This window comes from Pantoea coffeiphila (assembly GCF_016909495.1).
GTDB lineage: Bacteria > Pseudomonadota > Gammaproteobacteria > Enterobacterales > Enterobacteriaceae > Erwinia > Erwinia coffeiphila.
Map to the genome: position 1 here is coordinate 55,751 of NZ_JAFBFW010000009.1, position 18,174 is coordinate 73,924.

Sequence of the window (18,174 nt, forward strand, 5' to 3'; positions counted from 1 at the left end):
GCATGAGCCAGTTACAGGAACGTACCCTGCAATATTATCGTCAGCAGCAGTGTCAGCCAGGCTGGTTTGACCTGCTGAGCGTGATGATCGGCGGCATGATGGGCAATGCCGGCGAGCGTGAAAGCCAGGCTTTCCTGCAGCAGATGGGGGACAGCCTCGCGGGCCGTTACCCGCTGGGTAAAGCGGCGACCGTTGGCGATTTGGAAAAGCAGATTAACCAGGTGCTGGCGCGCTTTAACTGGGGCTTTATCGACATTCAGCCTTCCGAAAGCGCAATGATTATTGAACATCTGGCGCTGCCTGTAGCAGATGGCGCACTGCCGCTGCATCAGTGGCATCTTGCTCTGAGCGCAGTATTGACCGGATTGTACGCCCGCTGGCTGCGTGAGCAGGGAGGATACGATCGCGTTTCACTGAGCGTGGAAGCGACCAGCGATGTTTCACTCCGCTTCCGCTATAAGGCCTGAGTGATACGATGATTGCGATGTTGAGGGCGACGGTAATTATGCTGGTAATGGCGCTGGGATGTACCCAAGCCTTTGCTGCGGACGGCTGGGGCAGTTTTAAGACGCGCTTTATGACCAGTGATGGTCGCATTCAGGACACCGGTAACAAAAACGTCAGCCACACGGAAGGGCAGGGCTACGCCATGCTGATGGCCGTGCAATACAACGACCGCACCAGTTTTGACAAGTTGTGGAACTGGACGCAAAACACGCTGAAAAACCCAAATAACGGCCTGTTCTACTGGCGCTATATCCCGACCCAGGCTGATCCGGTGGCGGATAAAAACAATGCCTCCGATGGTGATGTGCTGATCGCCTGGGCGCTACAGCAGGCCGGGGAAAAATGGCACGTTCAGGCCTACCTGAAAGCGTCAGACGCCATTCAGCGGGCCATTCTGGCACAGAACGTTATCCCGTTTGGCGGCTACACGGTGATGCTGCCGGGCGCGCAGGGCTTCAATAAAAACAGCTACGTGATCCTGAATCCTTCCTACTTTGTGTTTCCGGCATGGCGTGACTTTGCCCGGCGCAGCCATCTTCAGGTGTGGAATCAGCTGATTAGTGACGGGATGGAGCTGCTGGCGCAAATGCGGTTTGGCGATACGAATCTGCCGCTGGACTGGGTAGCGCTGAACGCCGACGGCACCTTTGCCCCGGCCGCAGCCTGGCCGCCGCGCTTTAGCTATGACGCCGTCCGCATCCCACTCTATCTGCACTGGTACGACGCACAGAATCCTCAACTGGTCCCGTTCCAGCGCTTCTGGGGTGGTTTCCAGCGTCTGCAAACGCCGGCATGGATCGATGTGTTAAGCGGCGAGAAAGCCCCGTACAATATGGCCGGTGGCCTGCTGTCGGTGCGCGATTTAACGCTGAATGAAACCGGTTATCTCAACGATGCGCTGAGCAGTAACGAAGATTACTACTCCTCCAGCCTGCATCTGCTGACCTGGCTGGCATTTCTGCAACAGCAGCAGTAACTGGCTCTCTGGAGCCAGTCGCCTTTCCGCGACGGAGAGGAAAACGATCGGAAAACGCTTAAACCGATAGTCGCAGAGCGTGATAGCTTAACAAGCGGTTGCCATAGGATATACTCAGGGCAGTTTTTTGCCTTATGCGCCATGAATCCGGGGATTCAGGCTTTGGAGAACAGGCTTGCGCGTCAGTCGTTCACTAACGATTAAGCAAATGGCAACGGTGTCCGGCGTTGCGGTCGTCACCATCTGCATCTTTATCGTTATACAGCTTTTCCACTTTGTGCAGCAGCGCAGAATTGACTACGCCCAGCAGATGGAAAATGTTGCCCATACGGTGCGCCAGCCGCTGTCTCAGGCGGTGCTGAAAGCGGATATCCCCCAGGCTGAATTCATCCTCAACTCCCTTCGACCGGCAGGAATCCTGGCGCGTGCCGAAGTGGTGCTGCCCAACGGCCTGCAGGCGCTGCATACCGATTTCGAGCCGGAAAAACCGGTACCGCAGTTTATCGCTACTCTGTTTGAGCTGCCGGTGCAGATCACCGTGCCGCTCTACTCCGTGGAACCGGCAAACCCTAAACCGCTGGCGCTGCTGATCCTGCAAGCCGACTCCTGGCGGGTGTATCAGTTTATCCTCAGCGCCGTTGCAACCATGGTGACCACCTTCCTGCTGCTGGCGCTGATCCTCTCTGTCGCTATCAGCTGGTGTATCAACCGCTTGATCGTTCGCCCCGTGCGTAAAATCGCCCAGGATCTGCAGGACCTTACGCCGCAGGAGCTGCTGAACCACCAGCTGGCGCTGCCACGCTACCACCGTAACGATGAAATCGGCCTGCTGATCCGCAATTACAACCGTAACCAGCTAACGCTGGGCACGATGAACGAGGATATCAACCGACTGAGCACGCATTATTCGCTCACCGATTTGCCGAATAAAACCCTGTTCCTGGCGCTGCTGGAACAGCATTTGCGATCGGTGAAAGGCGGCGGCGTCTTCACCGTGCTGGTGCTGCGTATTGAGACGCTGCTGGACGCCAACGGCATCGTCAGCGACAGCGAACGGGATGCGCTGACCCTAACGCTGGTGGATAAAATCCGCGGCTGCATTGATGAACAAACGGTGCTGGCGCAGCTGTCCAACTGTGACTTCGCGCTGCTCGTTAAGCAGGCCGATAACCCGTTCCGCGCACTGCGGCTGGCCAATACACTGCTACAGACACTCAATCAGCCGGTCAGCCTCCAGCATATGCAGCTGAGGCCCAACGTCAGCATCGGTATGGCGCAGCGAGCGGAAGCGCGGCAGAACGCCACTGAGCTGCTGGGGCGTGCCGTCTCTGCGATGATGTCCGCCCGCCATCAGGGCAAAAATCAGATCCTGTTCTTTGATTCTGAGCTGGCGGAAAAAGCCGAGAAGCGCCTGACCCAGGAATTCGACATTTTACAGGGGATCGAAGAGGGTAAGTTTGCCCTCTGGCTCCAGCCGCAGATCGATATGCGCAGCGGCGAAGTGATTGGTGCAGAAGCCCTGCTGCGCATGCAGCAGCCGGATGGCAGCTGGTGCCTGCCGAGCGACCTGATTGTTAATGCAGAAGAGATCGGCGTGATTAATGCCCTTGGGCGCTGGGTCTTTGAGGAGTCCTGCCGCCTGCTGGCAGACTGGCAGCAGCGGGGCATAGAGCTGACACTGAGCGTTAATCTGTCGCCGATTCAGCTGCGCGATGCCGATATGGTTACCCATCTGCGCGAACATATCGATCGGCATAACATTACTCCCGGCAGCCTGGTGCTGGAAATCACTGAAACCGCACAGGTAGGCGAGTCTGACCACGCGCTGCATCTGTTACAGGCGCTGCATGAGGCGGGGATTTCCGTTGCGCTGGATGATTTTGGTATGGGCTATGCCAATCTGAACTGGCTGAATCAGTTTAAATCCCTGCCGATCAGCAAAATTAAAATCGACCGCAGCTTTGTGTCTGCGCTGCCGGATGATGACACGATGGTGCGAATTGTGGCGTCGATAGCCGCTATCAGCAAGCTGGAAGTAGTGGCGGAAGGGATAGAAACCGAAGCACAGCGCGACTGGCTGCTGGCGCGTGATATCTATATCGGTCAGGGTTATCTCTATTCGGAACCTTTACCGCGAGGCCAGTTCGACCGTTATTATTTTTCCCTTGGAAAAGTGATAAATCACCGTGAAGAATGTTAATTTACCTGAGGTTATAGGAATCTTCTGCTGAAGTGATTCAGTTCATAAATTTGCGTTATGGCTGACCCCGTATTCCCTCCGGTTATATCAATCCCGTTACCCGGGTGTTATTTTCGCCCTATCGAATTCCCGCCGATAACGGATATTTTATGAAGCTTTCCCTGTTTAAAAGCCTGTATTTTCAGGTGCTGACCGCCATTGCTATTGGCGTATTGCTGGGCCATTACTATCCCGAACTGGGTGCACAGATGAAGCCGTTGGGCGACGGATTCGTTAAGCTTATTAAGATGATTATTGCTCCCGTCATCTTCTGTACCGTGGTAACCGGTATTGCCGGTATGGAAAGCATGAAAGCCGTTGGCCGCACCGGCGCGGTCGCGCTGCTCTACTTTGAAGTGGTCAGTACTATCGCGCTGATTATCGGTCTGATCGTCGTCAACGTCATGCAGCCAGGTGCGGGGATGAACGTTGATCCTTCCACACTGGATGCGAAAGCCGTGGCGGTCTATGCCCAGCAGGCAGAACAGCAGGGCATTGTTGCCTTCCTGCTGGATGTGATACCCGGTAGCGTTATTGGCGCATTTGCCAGCGGTAATATTCTGCAGGTTCTGCTGTTCGCCGTGCTGTTTGGCTTTGCACTCCATCGCCTGGGCGATAAAGGTACGCTGGTATTCAACTTTATTGACAGCTTCTCGCGGGTGATTTTCGGCATCATCAATATGATTATGCGCCTCGCCCCAATTGGCGCATTCGGCGCAATGGCCTTTACCATCGGTAAATATGGTGTCGGTTCGCTGGTACAGCTGGGCCAGCTGATCGTCTGTTTCTATATCACCTGCGTGCTGTTTGTGGTCATCGTGCTGGGTTTAATTGCCCGCGTGGTCGGCTTCAATATCTTCAAGTTTATTGCCTATATCAAAGAAGAACTGCTGATCGTACTGGGTACCTCCTCCTCTGAATCGGCGCTGCCGCGCATGCTCGATAAAATGGAGAAGCTGGGCTGTAAAAAATCCGTCGTTGGGCTGGTGATCCCCACCGGCTACTCGTTCAACCTGGACGGGACATCGATCTATCTGACGATGGCGGCGGTATTTATTGCCCAGGCCACCAACAGTCATATGGATATTTTCCATCAGATTACCCTGCTGGTGGTGCTGCTGCTCTCTTCCAAAGGCGCAGCGGGCGTGACCGGCAGCGGCTTTATCGTGCTGGCAGCAACGCTATCCGCAGTAGGGCATCTGCCGGTCGCCGGACTGGCGCTGATCCTCGGCATCGATCGCTTTATGTCCGAAGCACGCGCGTTAACCAACCTCGTGGGTAACGGCGTGGCCACCGTGGTGGTCGCGAAGTGGGTCGGCCAGCTGGATGAAAAACAGCTGAAAGCGACGCTTAATGCTGATAAGAGTCAAAAAAATCTCTCTGATAGCGCTAATTAAGCACTTAATTCATTAAAATTGCACAGAAATGCCCGACGCGACTTGCCCTCGCGGCGGGCATTTGCATAATAACATCCAACACTTTTTTATGATTTTTTACTCCGCTGTGTGACATCCTCGCCGATGCGTGGTCTAACAAGCTGTTCCTTTAAAATACAGCGGCTTCCCAGGGGTTTTTGACCGGCTGAAACGTCGCGGGCAGCAGGTAACAGATCACCAGTGATTCTTTTTGGTTTGTGATTGAGTAGGGGTTCACATGCAGGGCACCAGAATTCGTCTTTTGATTGGTGGGGTAGTACTGGCAGCGGCCAGCTGCACGGTACAGGCTGAAACTCTCCAACCCGATCCCGCCTGGCAGCAGGGAAAACTGGATAACGGTTTCAGCTGGCAGTTATTAACAACACCTCAACGACCAAGCGATCGTATTGAAATTCGCCTGTTGGTTAATACCGGATCGCTGGTTGAAAGCGCCCAGCAAATCGGCTACAGCCACCTTTTGCCACGTCTGGCGCTGGTGCACAACGCCGCTCTTGAACCCGCTCAGCAACGCTCTCTCTGGCAGCAAAGCATCGATCCACAGCATCCACTCCCTCCAGCCATCACCTCGTATAACTACACGGTTTATAATCTCAGTCTGCCTAATAACCGCCCGGAAATGGTGAAAGAGGCCCTGAACTGGCTGGCCGCGACCGTGGATAAAATGACTATCAATACTGAGGTGGTGAATACGGCGCTGAATGCCGACGATCCCATCGGTACCTGGCCCGGTAATACTCAGGATGTCTGGTGGCGCTACCGGCTGAAAGGCTCCACGCTGCTCGGCCACGACCCGGCATCAGCGGTGAAAGTGCCGGTCGATCTGGCCCAGCTCAATGCATTCTATAAACAGTGGTATACCCCGGATGCGATGACCCTGTTTGTTGTCGGCAACGTTGACAGCCGCAGCCTGGCCGAGCAGATCAACAAAGTGTTTTCGCCGCTGGAAGGTAAACGTGAGCAACCCGCGCCTCTGCCAACGCTTTCTCCACTGCCGCCGCAGCCGGTAAATCTGGTCAATCCGGCACTCGGCCAGGACCGCCTGTCTCTGGTCTGGGATAATCCCTGGATGCCAATCCGCGAATCGCAGAATTTACAGCGCTACTGGCAGGGCGATCTGGCGCGCGAAGCGCTGTTCTGGCACGTTCAGCGCGTACTGAGCGAGAATAAAGCTCAGGGTGTACAGGTCGGCTTTGACTGCCGCGTGCTGTATCAGCGCGCCCAGTGCGCCATCAATATTGATTCGGACAACGCGGCGCTCAGTAGCAACCTGGACCTGATCGCCAAAGAGATGGCTAACGTGCGTGACAACGGCCTGACGCAGCAGGAATTTGATACGCTGATGGCGCAGAAAAATACCGAGCTGAACAAGCTGTTTGCCACCTATGCCCGCACCGATACCGATGTGCTGATGAGCCAGCGCCTGCGTTCACAGCAAAACGCGGTGGTGGATATCGCCCCGGAACAGTACCAGAAGCTGCGCCAGGCGTTTCTCTCCGGCCTGACGCTGGACATGCTGAACCAGGAACTGCGCCAACAGCTGACCCAGGACATCACCATGATGCTGATGCAGCCGCAGGGCGAACCGGAAATCAATGCCGGACAGCTGCAGGAAAGCTGGCAGAAAATTATGAAGCCGGTTGACGCCGCGCCTCAGGCCCCCGCAACGCCAGCCGACCCGGCGGTAGCAACGGATGCGCCAGCGCAGTAACCGCAGGGCGGCCTTTCAGGGCCGCCCTTTTTCTTTGCGCGGGGCGATTCCGTTCCTGCTGCTCATCCTCTCAGCGTTCTCCCCTGCGATCTGTGCACAGGAATATGCCTTCCTTAACGACAGCGACCTGGTACTGAACCGCCAGCGTTTATTACAGCAACAGGCACCCGAACCGACGATTGCCGCCTGGCAGGCGCTGCATCGCGCGGCAGATAAAGCGCTGAAGCAACCGCTGCTCAGCGTCACCGATAAAGGAATGACTCCGCCCAGCGGGTCAAAGCATGACTACCTCAGCCTCAGCGCCTACTGGTGGCCGGACGGCAATAAACCGGACGGGTTGCCCTGGGTCAGGCGCGATGGTCACGTTAATCCGGCAAGTAAAAATGAGCAAAGCGACGGCGTGCGGCTGGCAACATTTACTGCCAGCGTGCAGACATTAACCCTCGCCTGGTATTTCTCCGGCGACCGGCGCTATGCGGATAAAGCCATCGCGCTGATCCGCCACTGGTTTATTAACCCGGCAACGCGCATGAACCCCAACCTGGAGTATGCCCAGGGCGTGCCGGGCATCGCAGACGGGCGGCACACCGGCGTGCTGGACGGCCGCTACTTAGCCACCCGCATTGTCGACTCGCTGATCGTGCTGCGGCAGGCTCCGGGGTGGCAGGAAAAGGACGAACAGCAGATGCAGCGCTGGATGAACGATTATCTCCAGTGGCTGCTGACCAGCCGAGAGGGCCGGGGCGAGGCGGCGGCGAAGAATAACCACGGCAGCTGGTACAGCGCGCAGGTGGCGGGCATTGCCTGGTACGTTCAGCGACCTGACGTTATCCGCCAGATGGTGCAGCAGGCACAGCAGCGAATGGCACATCAGCTCACTACAGATGGCCGCCAGCCGCTTGAACTGGCGCGCACCCGCTCGTTTCACTACAGCTGGTTTAACCTGCAGGCGCTAACCGCGCTGGCGACCGTTGCCAGCCAGAGTGGAGCAGGGGATTTATGGCGTTACCGGACGCCGCAGGGTTCCGGGCTGTTAACCGCGCTGGACTTTATGGCACCCTGGAGCGACGGCGCGAAGCACTGGCCTTATCCCAGCCTCGATCATATTGGCGTCAGACTGATTCCGCTGCTGGAACAGGCGGATAACCAGCAGCAAAGCCAGCGCTACCGGCAGCAAATCGAACGGGCTGACTGGGCGCTGCCCGCAGCCGGTGCCGCTCGCGGTGCAACGCTCGATGCCCTGCGAGCCAGCTGGCTGCTGGCAGTGCCCGCCTACAGCCGCTGACGGGCTTCACTGCAATCGAGCTCGCCTTCCACACCCGACGGTTCAGGTGATAACCCCGTCGGTATTGCCTGCTGAACGGTGGAATGGTGGGCAGCCGGTTTAGTTAATGACCCCGCGCTCCTGGACCGGCATCGCTTCACGGGGAATAATCGCACCGCGATGCTGGATCACCGTGCTGGCCGTCAGATGTCCGCGCTTAGCGGCCTCTTCTGCGCTGCCGCCGGTCAGGCGCACCGCCAGATAGCCCGCGCTGAACGAGTCCCCTGCGGCGGTGGTATCCACTACGCTATCGGCCGACAGCCGCACTGCAGGTATCTCCAGCAGCGGCTCCGCGCCCGTATCCACCAGGCAGGCATCGGCCCCGCGTTTAATCACGATTTCCTGCACTCCCGCCGCACGGGTACGGCGAATCACCTCTGCACTATCGGCCTCACCCCACAGCAGCGTCTCGTCATCCAGCGTCAGGAAGGCAATATCGGTGTAGCCCAGCATTGCCTGATAGGCCGACTGCGCCTCCTCCCGGCTTTGCCACAGGCGCGGGCGATAGTTGTTATCGAAGATAATTTTGCCACCGTTAGCGCGGCAGGCGGCCAGCAGGGCATACAGTTTTTCGCGGCTCTGCGGGCTGAGGATCGCCAGGCTGATGCCGCTCAGATAGAGATAGTCATAGTGCGCCAGCTGCTGGCAGATCGCGTCGGCCTGCTCGCCATCCAGCCAGAAGCGGGCGGCGGCATTGTTGCGCCAGTACCAGAAGGTGCGCTCGCCTTGGGCATCGGTTTCAATCACGTACAGTCCCGGCAGCTTATTTTCCAGCCGCTGGATCAAGTCGGTGTGCAGCCCTTCACCCTGCCACGCGTCAATCATTTCATTGCTGAAGCTGTCTTTCCCTAACGCGGTGACATAGTCCACGCGCAGCGCCTGGGATTGTACCTGGCGGGCGACATAGACTGCCGTATTCAGCGTATCGCCGCCGAAACCCCGGCTCATATCGCTGCCGCGCTGGGAAAGCTCAATCATGCATTCGCCTATTACGGCAATTTTCTGTTGCGTCATTTTTCTCGGCCCGTAGGAAATTTTTTATCCAGTCTCGCCGCCCGGCGCGGCCCAGTCAATATTTAAAACGATGTTTTATTTTTATCGTGATGTCGGTTTAATTATTGCGTTCACGGATGCCGCCGCTCTCGTGAATGCCAGATCCTCCCCCCTGGGCTATCTTTACATAAGCGCAAAAAGGGTAAGGAGAAGCGAATGTCGCGTACCGGGAAAATAATCAGCTGGACCGCAGGCGTATTGGTCCTGCTACTGGTGGCTCTGGTGGTGCTGATTGCCACGTTCGACTGGAACCGTTTAAAGCCGACGATCAACCGCAAGGTTTCGCAGGAAATTAACCGCCCGTTCGCCATCCGTGGCGATCTGGGCGTCGCCTGGGAACGTAACCGCAGCGAGCCGGGCTGGCGCAGCTGGGTGCCGTGGCCACATATTCATGCTCAGGACATTATGCTGGGCAACCCGCCGGAAATCCCCGATCTGACCATGGCGCATCTTGAGCGCGTTGATGCGTCGATTTCGCCACTGGCGCTGCTGGGAAAAGAAGTGTGGCTACCGTGGATCAAGCTACAGCAGCCGCAGGCGAAGCTGGTACAAACCGCTGACGGCAAGAACAACTGGACCTTTAACCTGGCCGGCAGCGAAAGCAAAGACCCGAATCAGCCACCTTCCGCCTGGTCATTCCGTCTGGACAATATCGTTTTTGACCAGGGAACCATCGGCTACCGCGACGCGATTAACAAAGCCGACGTTAAGGTAATGGTCGATCCGCTGGGTAAACCCGTGCCCTACGCCCAGCTGGCGGGAGGCGATGACAAACAGAAGGGCGCGGCCGACTTTGTCTTTGGCTGGCAGGCCAGCGGCACCTATAACAAGGAAAAACTGACGGGCGAAGGCAAGATCGGCGGCATGCTCTCACTGCGCAGCCAGACAACGCCGTTCCCGGTGCAGGCCGACGTACGCAGCGGAACAACCCGGGTTCGCCTGGCGGGTACCATCCAGAACCCGATGTCTCCCGGCGGCGTTGACCTTCGGCTGCGCTTCTCCGGCGACACGCTGGCGAACCTCTACGGCCTGACCGGCGTGCTACTGCCGGATACCCCGCCGTATGAGACCGACGGCCACCTCAGCGCCCGTTTCCGCGAGAAAGGCGGTGCGGTGTTCCGCTATCAGAACTTTAATGGTCATATCGGCGACAGTGATATTCGTGGTTCGTTAACCTACAGCCAGACGAAGCCGCGGCCAAAACTGGAGGGCGAGCTGGAATCACGCCAGCTGCGGATGGCCGACCTGGGTCCGTTAATCGGCGTGAACTCGGGTAAAGGCAGTGAGAAAACCGAGCAGGCGAAAAAGAAACGCGGCGAAGCCTCCACGCAGCCCGCCGACCGCGTTCTGCCGCATGATAAGTTCGACAGTAAAAGCTGGAGCGTGATGGATGCGGATGTGCGCTTCAGCGGCAAACGCATCGAACACGGCGGTTCGCTGCCGCTGAGCGATCTTTCAACCCATGTGATACTGAAAAACGGCGATCTGCGCCTCGATCCGCTGCGCTTCGGCATGGCGGGCGGCACGATAAACTCAACCATCCATCTGGAAGGGGATAAAACGCCGCTGCAGGGGCGGGCCGATGTGCATGCGCGCAGCCTCAAGCTACGTCAATTGTTCCCTGACGTGCAGGCGATGCAAAGCGCGCTGGGGCAGCTGAACGGTGATGCCACGCTTAGCGGACGGGGAAATTCGGTGGCGGACCTGCTGGCCACCAGTAACGGCGATCTGAAGCTGCTGATGAACGATGGTCTGATCAGCCGCAGCCTGATGGAAATTGTCGGGCTTAACGTCGGCAACTACGTGGTGGGCAAACTGTTTGGCGATGATGAAGTGAAGATCAACTGCGCGGCGGCAAATTTGCAGGTCAAAAACGGGCTAGCTTCGTCTCAGCTATTTGTTTTTGATACGGAAAATGCGGTGATCAATATTACCGGCACCACCAACTTCGCTAACGAACGCCTGGATCTGTCAATCGATCCGGAAAGTAAAGGCATCCGCATTATCACCCTGCGCTCGCCGCTGTACGTGCGCGGCACCTTTAAAAATCCTGATGCGGGGGTGAAAGCAGGCCCGCTGATTGCTCGCGGTGCTGCTGCGGTAGCGCTGGGTGCGGTAGTCGCTCCGGCTGCGGCCCTGCTGGCGCTCATTTCCCCCAGCGAGAACGATCAGAATCAGTGTACGAAGGTCCTTGGGCAGATGAAGGGGAAATAGCCAATGCAGCGTGACGCGTTTTAGTCAGAGGAAGCAAGAAAGGCTGCGGACGAAAAGCTAAAAAAATCGCCGCCACGGTCAAGTGGCGGCGAAGAGGGTTGATGCGTGCTTCAGGCGGCATAACCGCCAGGAAGATTTAATCAAACAGTGATTCGTGACGGGTTTCGCGGCATTTAATCAGCGCGAGCAGCGTCAGGAACGCCATGGAAGCCAGGTAAACGCCAACGTAGAACAGGCCATAGGTGTGTGCTAACCAGGTGGCGATATACGGCGCTACGGATGCCCCTAAAATTGACGACAAATTGTAGGAGAACGAGGCCCCGGTATAGCGTACTTCGGTCGGGAACAGCTCCGGCAGCAGCGCACCCATCGGGCCAAAAGTCAGACCCATAATGCTCAGACCGCACAGCAGGAACGCCATCACCAGCGCCTGATTACCTGAACCCAGCATGGAAGGGAAGATCAGCGCGAAAGCGATAATCATCAGGGTAATCACAATCATCGTCTTACGACGACCAAAGCGGTCGGCCAGCATACCGGCAATCGGCACCATCACGCCAAAACCAATCACCGCAACCATCAGCATCCACAGGAAAGTATTACGCGGAATACCCAGCCCGTTTGGAGCCGGTGTTGTGCCATACGTCATGGAATACACGGTCATAATGTAGAACAGGGTGTAGGTCGCCAGCATGATAAAGGTGCCGAGCACGGTCGCACCCAGGTGCTTGCTCAGCAGCGTACCGATTGGCACTTTAACCTGCTTTTTCTCTTTCTGGACTTTGGCAAACACCGGCGACTCATGCAGCGAGACGCGAACGTACAGACCAATCAGTACCAGCACGGCAGAGAGTACGAACGGTACACGCCAGCCCCAGTTCATAAACTGCTCATCGGTCAGCAGCCAGGAAAGCAGCAGGAAGGTGCCGTTGGCAAAGAAGAAGCCGATCGGTGCGCCGAGCTGCGGGAATGAGCCGTAAAGCGCGCGTTTTTTCGCAGGCGCATTTTCGGTGGCCAGCAGAGCAGCACCGCCCCACTCGCCGCCCAGGCCGAGCCCCTGACCAAAACGCGCCAGCGCCAGCAGCATGGGAGCAAATACGCCAATGCTGCTGTAGCTCGGCAGCAGGCCGATGATGACGGTAGAGATCCCCATGGTCAGCAGCGAGGCCACCAGCGTGGCTTTACGGCCAACGCGGTCGCCAAAGTGACCGAAGAGCGCAGAACCAATCGGGCGGGCCACAAAAGCGATAGCAAAGGTCGCCAGCGACTGTAACGTGGCCACGGTGGCATCACCCTGCGGGAAGAAAATATGCGGGAAGACGATCACCGCCGCAGTAGCATAAATATAGAAATCGAAGAATTCGATAGCCGTACCGACCAGAGAAGCAACCACCACTTTACTACGGGAGTTTACGGGTGCAGCGTCTTCAGCGGCGATAGATGGAGCGATGGAGGCTTGCATAATTGTTTCTTTATTCTAATAAACGAAAAAGAATCTTACGCAGAGGTTTAATCGCATTCAATGGTGAAAGTGCGCAGTGAGTTTATAGATCCTACGGGAAAAGAGGATAATGTTTAATATGCGATATTTGCGAGAACATGGCAGGGAAAATGAAATGTTTTTTAGAGTTAATCACTAAAAAATGGCAAATAAAAGTTAGGAGCCAGTGATAAATGCCCCTCTTTGGCTAAATAGTGACCTTTAGTCAGGGTTTTTGACTACTTCTCACCTCACATTCACCGTCTCTTTTCTATGCAGTTGGCTTATTTATAATTTAAGTCAATTAATGCCGACCCGCTTTTAATTAAAATACATTCTCCGACGGCATAAAAAATCTGTAGTAAATATCAACAATCACCAGGGAAAGGTTATTATGGATAAAATTACTCGCAGTGATACCTCTGTCCTGAACAGCGCGCATTCCGCCCCATCCGATAAACATCGCAGCAGAGTGCTTTCGATAGGGATTTTTTTCGACGGCAGCGGAAATAACGCCTATAACACCATGAAACGCATGGACATATACAGCAAACATACCCATGACGAATCTTGCTTTCCGGAGACAATTAACGGGGCAAGACCCGGTGATATCTCACGCAGTAGTTATGATAAGTATTACACCAATATTTATCGGCTGTTTACTCTCTATAAATCTTCCAGGGACGACCAGGCTGAATCTCAGACAGGTTTATATATCAGTGGGACCGGTACACATTCCGGTGATGCGGACAGTATTAGCGGTTTTGCGATTGGTGAAGGGAAAAGTGGCATTATTGCCAAAACGGATGAGGCGATTGCCGCACTCTCTGCTGAGCTAAAGAAAATAATACGCCAGGATAAAGAAAAAGGGCAGATTACCCGGCTGGCATTCGATCTTTTCGGCTTCAGCCGCGGTGCGGCGTCGGCGCGACACTTTGCTAATCGTGTTGCAGGGCAAGATCCGCGACTGACTGCGGCTATTGTTGAAGGCTTAAAAGAGCGGGGAGATCGCGCTCTCCCGGCGATCGAGACTCGCTTTATCGGACTGTTCGACGGTGTGGCCGGTATTGCGAATATGACCAACGCATTCGATCCCCACAGCCCGCACCACGGGGGTCTGAAACTGTCATTACCGCCGGGCATTGCGCACCGGGTCTTTCAAATTGCGGCAGCACATGAGTATCGCTACAACTTCTGCCTGCAAAGCATTGCGCCTGAGTATCCCGAGCTGGTTCTCCCCGGCGCACACTCGGATATCGGCGGGGGTTACAATCCGCAGGAAGAAGAGCACCAGTTCCTCAGCCAGCCGGAGTTCACTTACTTACCTGCCGAAACTCCGGACGAGATGGCCGACGTTGTGCGGCAGGCCAATGAAAATATGCGAATTTTGCAGGGCAATCCAGCCTTGAAGCCGCTGCTGAACAGTGGAGAGATGACGGTTGAGAGCTGGCATGACGAATGGCTGCCTCCCAGTCAGGAAGGGCTTGCACGCAAACGGGTGGGGGCCGCTGTGGTTTTTCGCCGTCGTCTGAGTAACGACTGGGCGAAGCTCGCACTGCGGGTGATGGCGGATGCCGCGCAGGAGGCCGGTGTGATGCTGGCAAAAATTGATGAGGACGATCCCGAATTCAGCCTGCCGCCGGAGCTGGTGCCGCTGTGCGAATTCGCCCGCGAGCAGGGGAAACGGCTAAGAAACGGCGGATCGCCGCAGCCCTTCAGCCGGGATGATCTGCGCATTGCAGGCCGCTACCTGCATTTTTCAGCCAGCTGGTGTGCCGTTCAGGAAGCGTTTGTCTGGCGTGATGGCGGATGGCTGACCACCGTTTCCAGGTCGGTCAGACGGGAGGCATTAATCAGCTATCCCGATCGCCCGGACGAAAACTGGATGCGGACGATTTACCCTTCATCCACGCCATAAAATGACGTTTTGCACATTCGTTGATAAACAGTTTAGGAAAAAATCGGCCATTTTTTAACGCCACATTAATTTTATTACTTTAAAATCATCATGTTATTTTTATAATCTTTATTACTTCCCGTAATTAATCTCCGGGTTTACATTGCGTAGCCCGGAGATTAGAATCTCGGCAAATTACTAACGGAGCCTGCATTTCATTGGACAGTCACCCTTTACCTGAACATTACTGAAGGCAGGTCCACTCCGTTTAATGTGTGCCTGCCGTAAAAACGGCGGGCCATGCTGCAACTCTCTTCCGAGCTGTTTCATCCCGTAAATCAATTTCATTCGATCTGGTCTTCGCCAGCGGCGTAGCTGCGTGGCTGACTATCAGAGCATCCCTCTGCTGTACGAGCGATTTTCGCTGCGCGGCAGATTAACCCAGGAGCACACGATGAAAGAACCTCCGTCACGAGAGAGGCGATGGCAGGATGAACACGGGAGGATAACGCACTAACGTTTCTTCTCCTTTCCGTCTGCCTGCCACGCCTCCTTCCCTGAATTTACTGAAAAAACCTCGTTTGCAGGGGGCCTTCTCCTGCACGTAAAAAAACTTCATTCAAGGAGCAGGCAGATGAAAATGCATCACGCTGACCTGAAAAAGGCGCGCGATCTGGCGATCGCCAGCGCAGCCAGCCGGAGCCAGGAACACACCCTCGCTCAACTTAATACTCAACGCCACGGGCTGACCTTTGAGGATGCCGCAGAGCGCCTGGAACACTTTGGCACCAACCAGGTCGCCAGCGAAAAAGCCCCGGCAGCAGCAATACAGCTGATGCAGGCGTTTAATAATCCGTTCATCTGGGTACTGACCGCGCTGGCAGCCATCAGTTTTGTTACCGATTATCTGCTGCCGCTGAATCGCGGTGAAGATACCGACCTGACCGGCGTGATCATCGTGCTGGTGATGGTCAGCCTCAGCGGCTTACTGCGTTTCTGGCAGGAATACCGCACGAACAAAGCAGCGGAAGCGCTGAAATCCCTGGTGCGCACGACTGCCACGGTGATTCGACGCAGCCATGCGCACAGTGAAGCGATGGAGATGGAAATCCCGCTACAGCAGGTCGTACCGGGCGATATCGTACGGCTGTCGGCGGGCGATATGATCCCGGCCGACGTGCGCCTGCTGGCCTCGCGCGATCTGTTTGTCAGCCAGGCGGCGCTGAGCGGTGAAGCGCTACCGATTGAGAAATATGACACCCAAAGCAGCCCGAACGTTGCCGGACCGCTCAGTGAACAGGAGCTGCTCAGCCTGCCCGGTATCTGCCTGATGGGCACCAGCGTGGCCAGCGGCAGCGCGACGGCGGTGGTGGTGGCGACCGGCGGCCATACCTGGTTTGGTTCACTGGCAACTTCACTGCTGGGTAAGCGCCCGCAAACGGCGTTCGATCGCGGCGTAAACAGCGTCAGCTGGCTGCTGATCCGCTTTATGCTGGTCATGGTGCCGATCGTTCTGCTGCTGAACGGCTACAGCAAAGGTGACTGGAGCGATGCGCTGCTGTTTGCGCTAGCGGTTGCGGTGGGACTGACCCCGGAAATGCTGCCGATGATCGTCAGTTCTAACCTCGCGAAAGGCGCGATTGCCCTGTCGCGGCGGAAAGTGGTGGTGAAAAGGCTCAATGCCATCCAGAACTTCGGCGCAATGGACGTGCTGTGCAGCGATAAAACCGGCACGCTGACTCAGGATCGCATCATTCTGTCTCACCACCTGGATCTGCACGACCGCAGCGACGAACGCGTACTACAGCTGGCGTGGCTGAACAGCCGCCATCAGACCGGCGTGAAAAATCTGATGGATAAGGCCGTTCTGGCCTTCAGCCAGGGCAATATGGCGGTCAACGACCTGTGGCGCTATCGCAAAATTGACGAGCTGCCGTTCGATTTTGAACGCCGCCGCCTGTCGATTCTGCTGGCGGACCAGAACCAGCAGCAGATGCTGGTCTGCAAAGGCGCGGTGGACGAAATGCTGGCGGTTTCCAGCTTCTGGCGCGACGGCGATGAAATCCGCCCGCTGGATGAGGCCGCGCGTCAACGCCTTCGCGATCAGGCAGAGAACTATAACCAGCAGGGCTTCCGCGTACTGGTGGTCGGCTGGCGGGCTATTGAAGGCAGCCCGATCTCACTGCCGTTGAGTATCCATAACGAGCGCGAACTAATTATCAGCGGCGTTTTGACTTTCCTCGATCCACCGAAGGAGAGCGCGGCAGAAGCCATTGCTGCCCTGCACGAAAACGGCGTGACGGTGAAAGTACTGACCGGCGATAACGCGATTATTACCAGCAAAGTGTGCCGCGATGTGGGTCTGGCGCCGGGTGAACCGCTGTGCGGCAGTGAAATCGCCCAGCTCAGCGATGATGAACTCTACCTGCTGGTTGAGCAGCGTACGCTGTTCTGCCGCCTGACGCCGCAGCAAAAAACCCGCGTACTGCAGGCATTGCAACACAACGGACATACGGTGGGCTTCCTCGGCGACGGTATTAATGATGCGCCAGCGCTGCGGGCGGCGGATATCGGCATCTCCGTGGATACCGCCACGGATATTGCCAAAGAATCCGCGGATATCATCCTGCTGGAAAAAAGCCTGCTGGTACTGGAGCAGGGCGTGATGACCGGACGCGAAACCTTCGGCAACATCATCAAATACCTGAACATGACCGCCAGTTCTAACTTCGGCAACGTCTTTTCGGTGCTGGTGGCCAGCGCGTTTATTCCGTTTTTACCGATGATGGCGATCCATCTGCTGCTGCAAAACCTGATGTATGACCTGTCGCAGCTGGCGCTGCCGTGGGACAAAATGGACAAAGAGTTTCTGCGCAAGCCGCGCCGCTGGGACGCGAAGAATATCGGCCGCTTTATGCTATGGATTGGGCCAACGTCATCCATTTTCGATATCACCACCTTCTGGCTGATGTGGACAGTGTTCGCCGCCAATAGCGTTGAAAGCCAGGCGCTGTTCCAGTCCGGCTGGTTCGTTGAGGGGCTGCTGTCGCAGACGCTGGTGGTGCATATGCTGCGCACCCGCAAAATTCCGTTTATTCAGAGCCGTGCCGCGCTGCCGGTGATGCTGGCCACCGGGCTGGTGATGATTGCCGGTATTCTGATCCCGTTCTCGCCGCTGGGCCATGCTGTCGGGCTGGTGCCGCTGCCGTGGAGCTATTTCCCATGGCTGCTGGCCACGCTGCTGGGCTACTGCGTGGTCGCGCAGGGCATGAAGCGCCTTTACATCCGCCGTTTCGGCCAGTGGTTCTGAGGAGGACGAGATGAAGAAGGATCATTCAGC

General features: G+C 56.4%; 11 protein-coding genes. 9 read left to right on the forward strand and 2 right to left on the reverse strand.

Annotated elements, in window-relative coordinates; genetic code table 11:
- The first annotated feature begins 2 nt into the window (after positions 1 to 2).
- The 6 genes from bcsD (at position 3) to JOE09_RS23060 (ending at position 8,151) form a co-directional block, all read left to right on the forward strand.
- Positions 3 to 467 carry a cellulose biosynthesis protein BcsD gene (gene bcsD / locus JOE09_RS23035; RefSeq protein ID WP_205067487.1) on the forward strand — a complete coding sequence of 155 codons (465 nt, stop codon included), beginning with the start codon at positions 3 to 5 and terminating at the stop codon, positions 465 to 467.
- 8 nt (positions 468 to 475) lie between these two features.
- A complete protein-coding gene (locus JOE09_RS23040) occupies positions 476 to 1,483 on the forward strand; it encodes a family 8 glycosyl hydrolase (RefSeq protein WP_205067488.1) in 1,008 nt (335 codons plus the stop codon).
- A gap of 175 nt (positions 1,484 to 1,658) precedes the next feature.
- Positions 1,659 to 3,683 carry a biofilm formation regulator HmsP gene (gene hmsP, locus JOE09_RS23045; RefSeq protein ID WP_205067489.1) on the forward strand — a complete coding sequence of 675 codons (2,025 nt, stop codon included), beginning with the start codon at positions 1,659 to 1,661 and terminating at the stop codon, positions 3,681 to 3,683.
- Positions 3,684 to 3,832: 149 nt separating this feature from the next.
- Positions 3,833 to 5,119 carry a dicarboxylate/amino acid:cation symporter gene (locus tag JOE09_RS23050; RefSeq protein WP_205067490.1) on the forward strand — a complete coding sequence of 429 codons (1,287 nt, stop codon included), beginning with the start codon at positions 3,833 to 3,835 and terminating at the stop codon, positions 5,117 to 5,119.
- 256 nt (positions 5,120 to 5,375) lie between these two features.
- Positions 5,376 to 6,866, forward strand: coding sequence for a M16 family metallopeptidase (locus tag JOE09_RS23055; protein ID WP_200560647.1), 1,491 nt, complete (start codon positions 5,376 to 5,378; stop codon positions 6,864 to 6,866).
- Positions 6,850 to 8,151, forward strand: a complete 1,302-nt coding sequence (locus JOE09_RS23060) for an alginate lyase family protein (protein WP_205067491.1) — start codon at positions 6,850 to 6,852, stop codon at positions 8,149 to 8,151. Before JOE09_RS23055 ends, JOE09_RS23060 begins: the two co-directional genes overlap by 17 nt.
- A gap of 99 nt (positions 8,152 to 8,250) precedes the next feature.
- Here the strand turns inward: JOE09_RS23060 and kdgK are convergent, their stop codons facing one another.
- A complete protein-coding gene (gene kdgK, locus JOE09_RS23065) occupies positions 8,251 to 9,204 on the reverse strand; it encodes a 2-dehydro-3-deoxygluconokinase (protein ID WP_205067492.1) in 954 nt (317 codons plus the stop codon).
- A gap of 195 nt (positions 9,205 to 9,399) precedes the next feature.
- Between kdgK and JOE09_RS23070 the strand changes: the two genes are divergently transcribed.
- Entirely contained in the window at positions 9,400 to 11,457 is a 2,058-nt protein-coding gene (locus JOE09_RS23070; RefSeq protein ID WP_205067493.1) for an AsmA family protein, read from the forward strand.
- A gap of 136 nt (positions 11,458 to 11,593) precedes the next feature.
- Here the strand turns inward: JOE09_RS23070 and JOE09_RS23075 are convergent, their stop codons facing one another.
- Positions 11,594 to 12,919, reverse strand: coding sequence for an MFS transporter (locus tag JOE09_RS23075; RefSeq protein ID WP_205067494.1), 1,326 nt, complete (start codon positions 12,917 to 12,919; stop codon positions 11,594 to 11,596).
- A gap of 412 nt (positions 12,920 to 13,331) precedes the next feature.
- Between JOE09_RS23075 and JOE09_RS23080 the strand changes: the two genes are divergently transcribed.
- Together JOE09_RS23080 and mgtA are read left to right on the forward strand one after the other, a co-directional pair.
- Positions 13,332 to 14,855 carry a T6SS phospholipase effector Tle1-like catalytic domain-containing protein gene (locus JOE09_RS23080; protein WP_205067495.1) on the forward strand — a complete coding sequence of 508 codons (1,524 nt, stop codon included), beginning with the start codon at positions 13,332 to 13,334 and terminating at the stop codon, positions 14,853 to 14,855.
- Between the two features lie 577 nt (positions 14,856 to 15,432).
- Positions 15,433 to 18,144, forward strand: coding sequence for a magnesium-translocating P-type ATPase (mgtA, locus tag JOE09_RS23085; RefSeq protein ID WP_275584450.1), 2,712 nt, complete (start codon positions 15,433 to 15,435; stop codon positions 18,142 to 18,144).
- Positions 18,145 to 18,174: the final 30 nt, after the last annotated feature.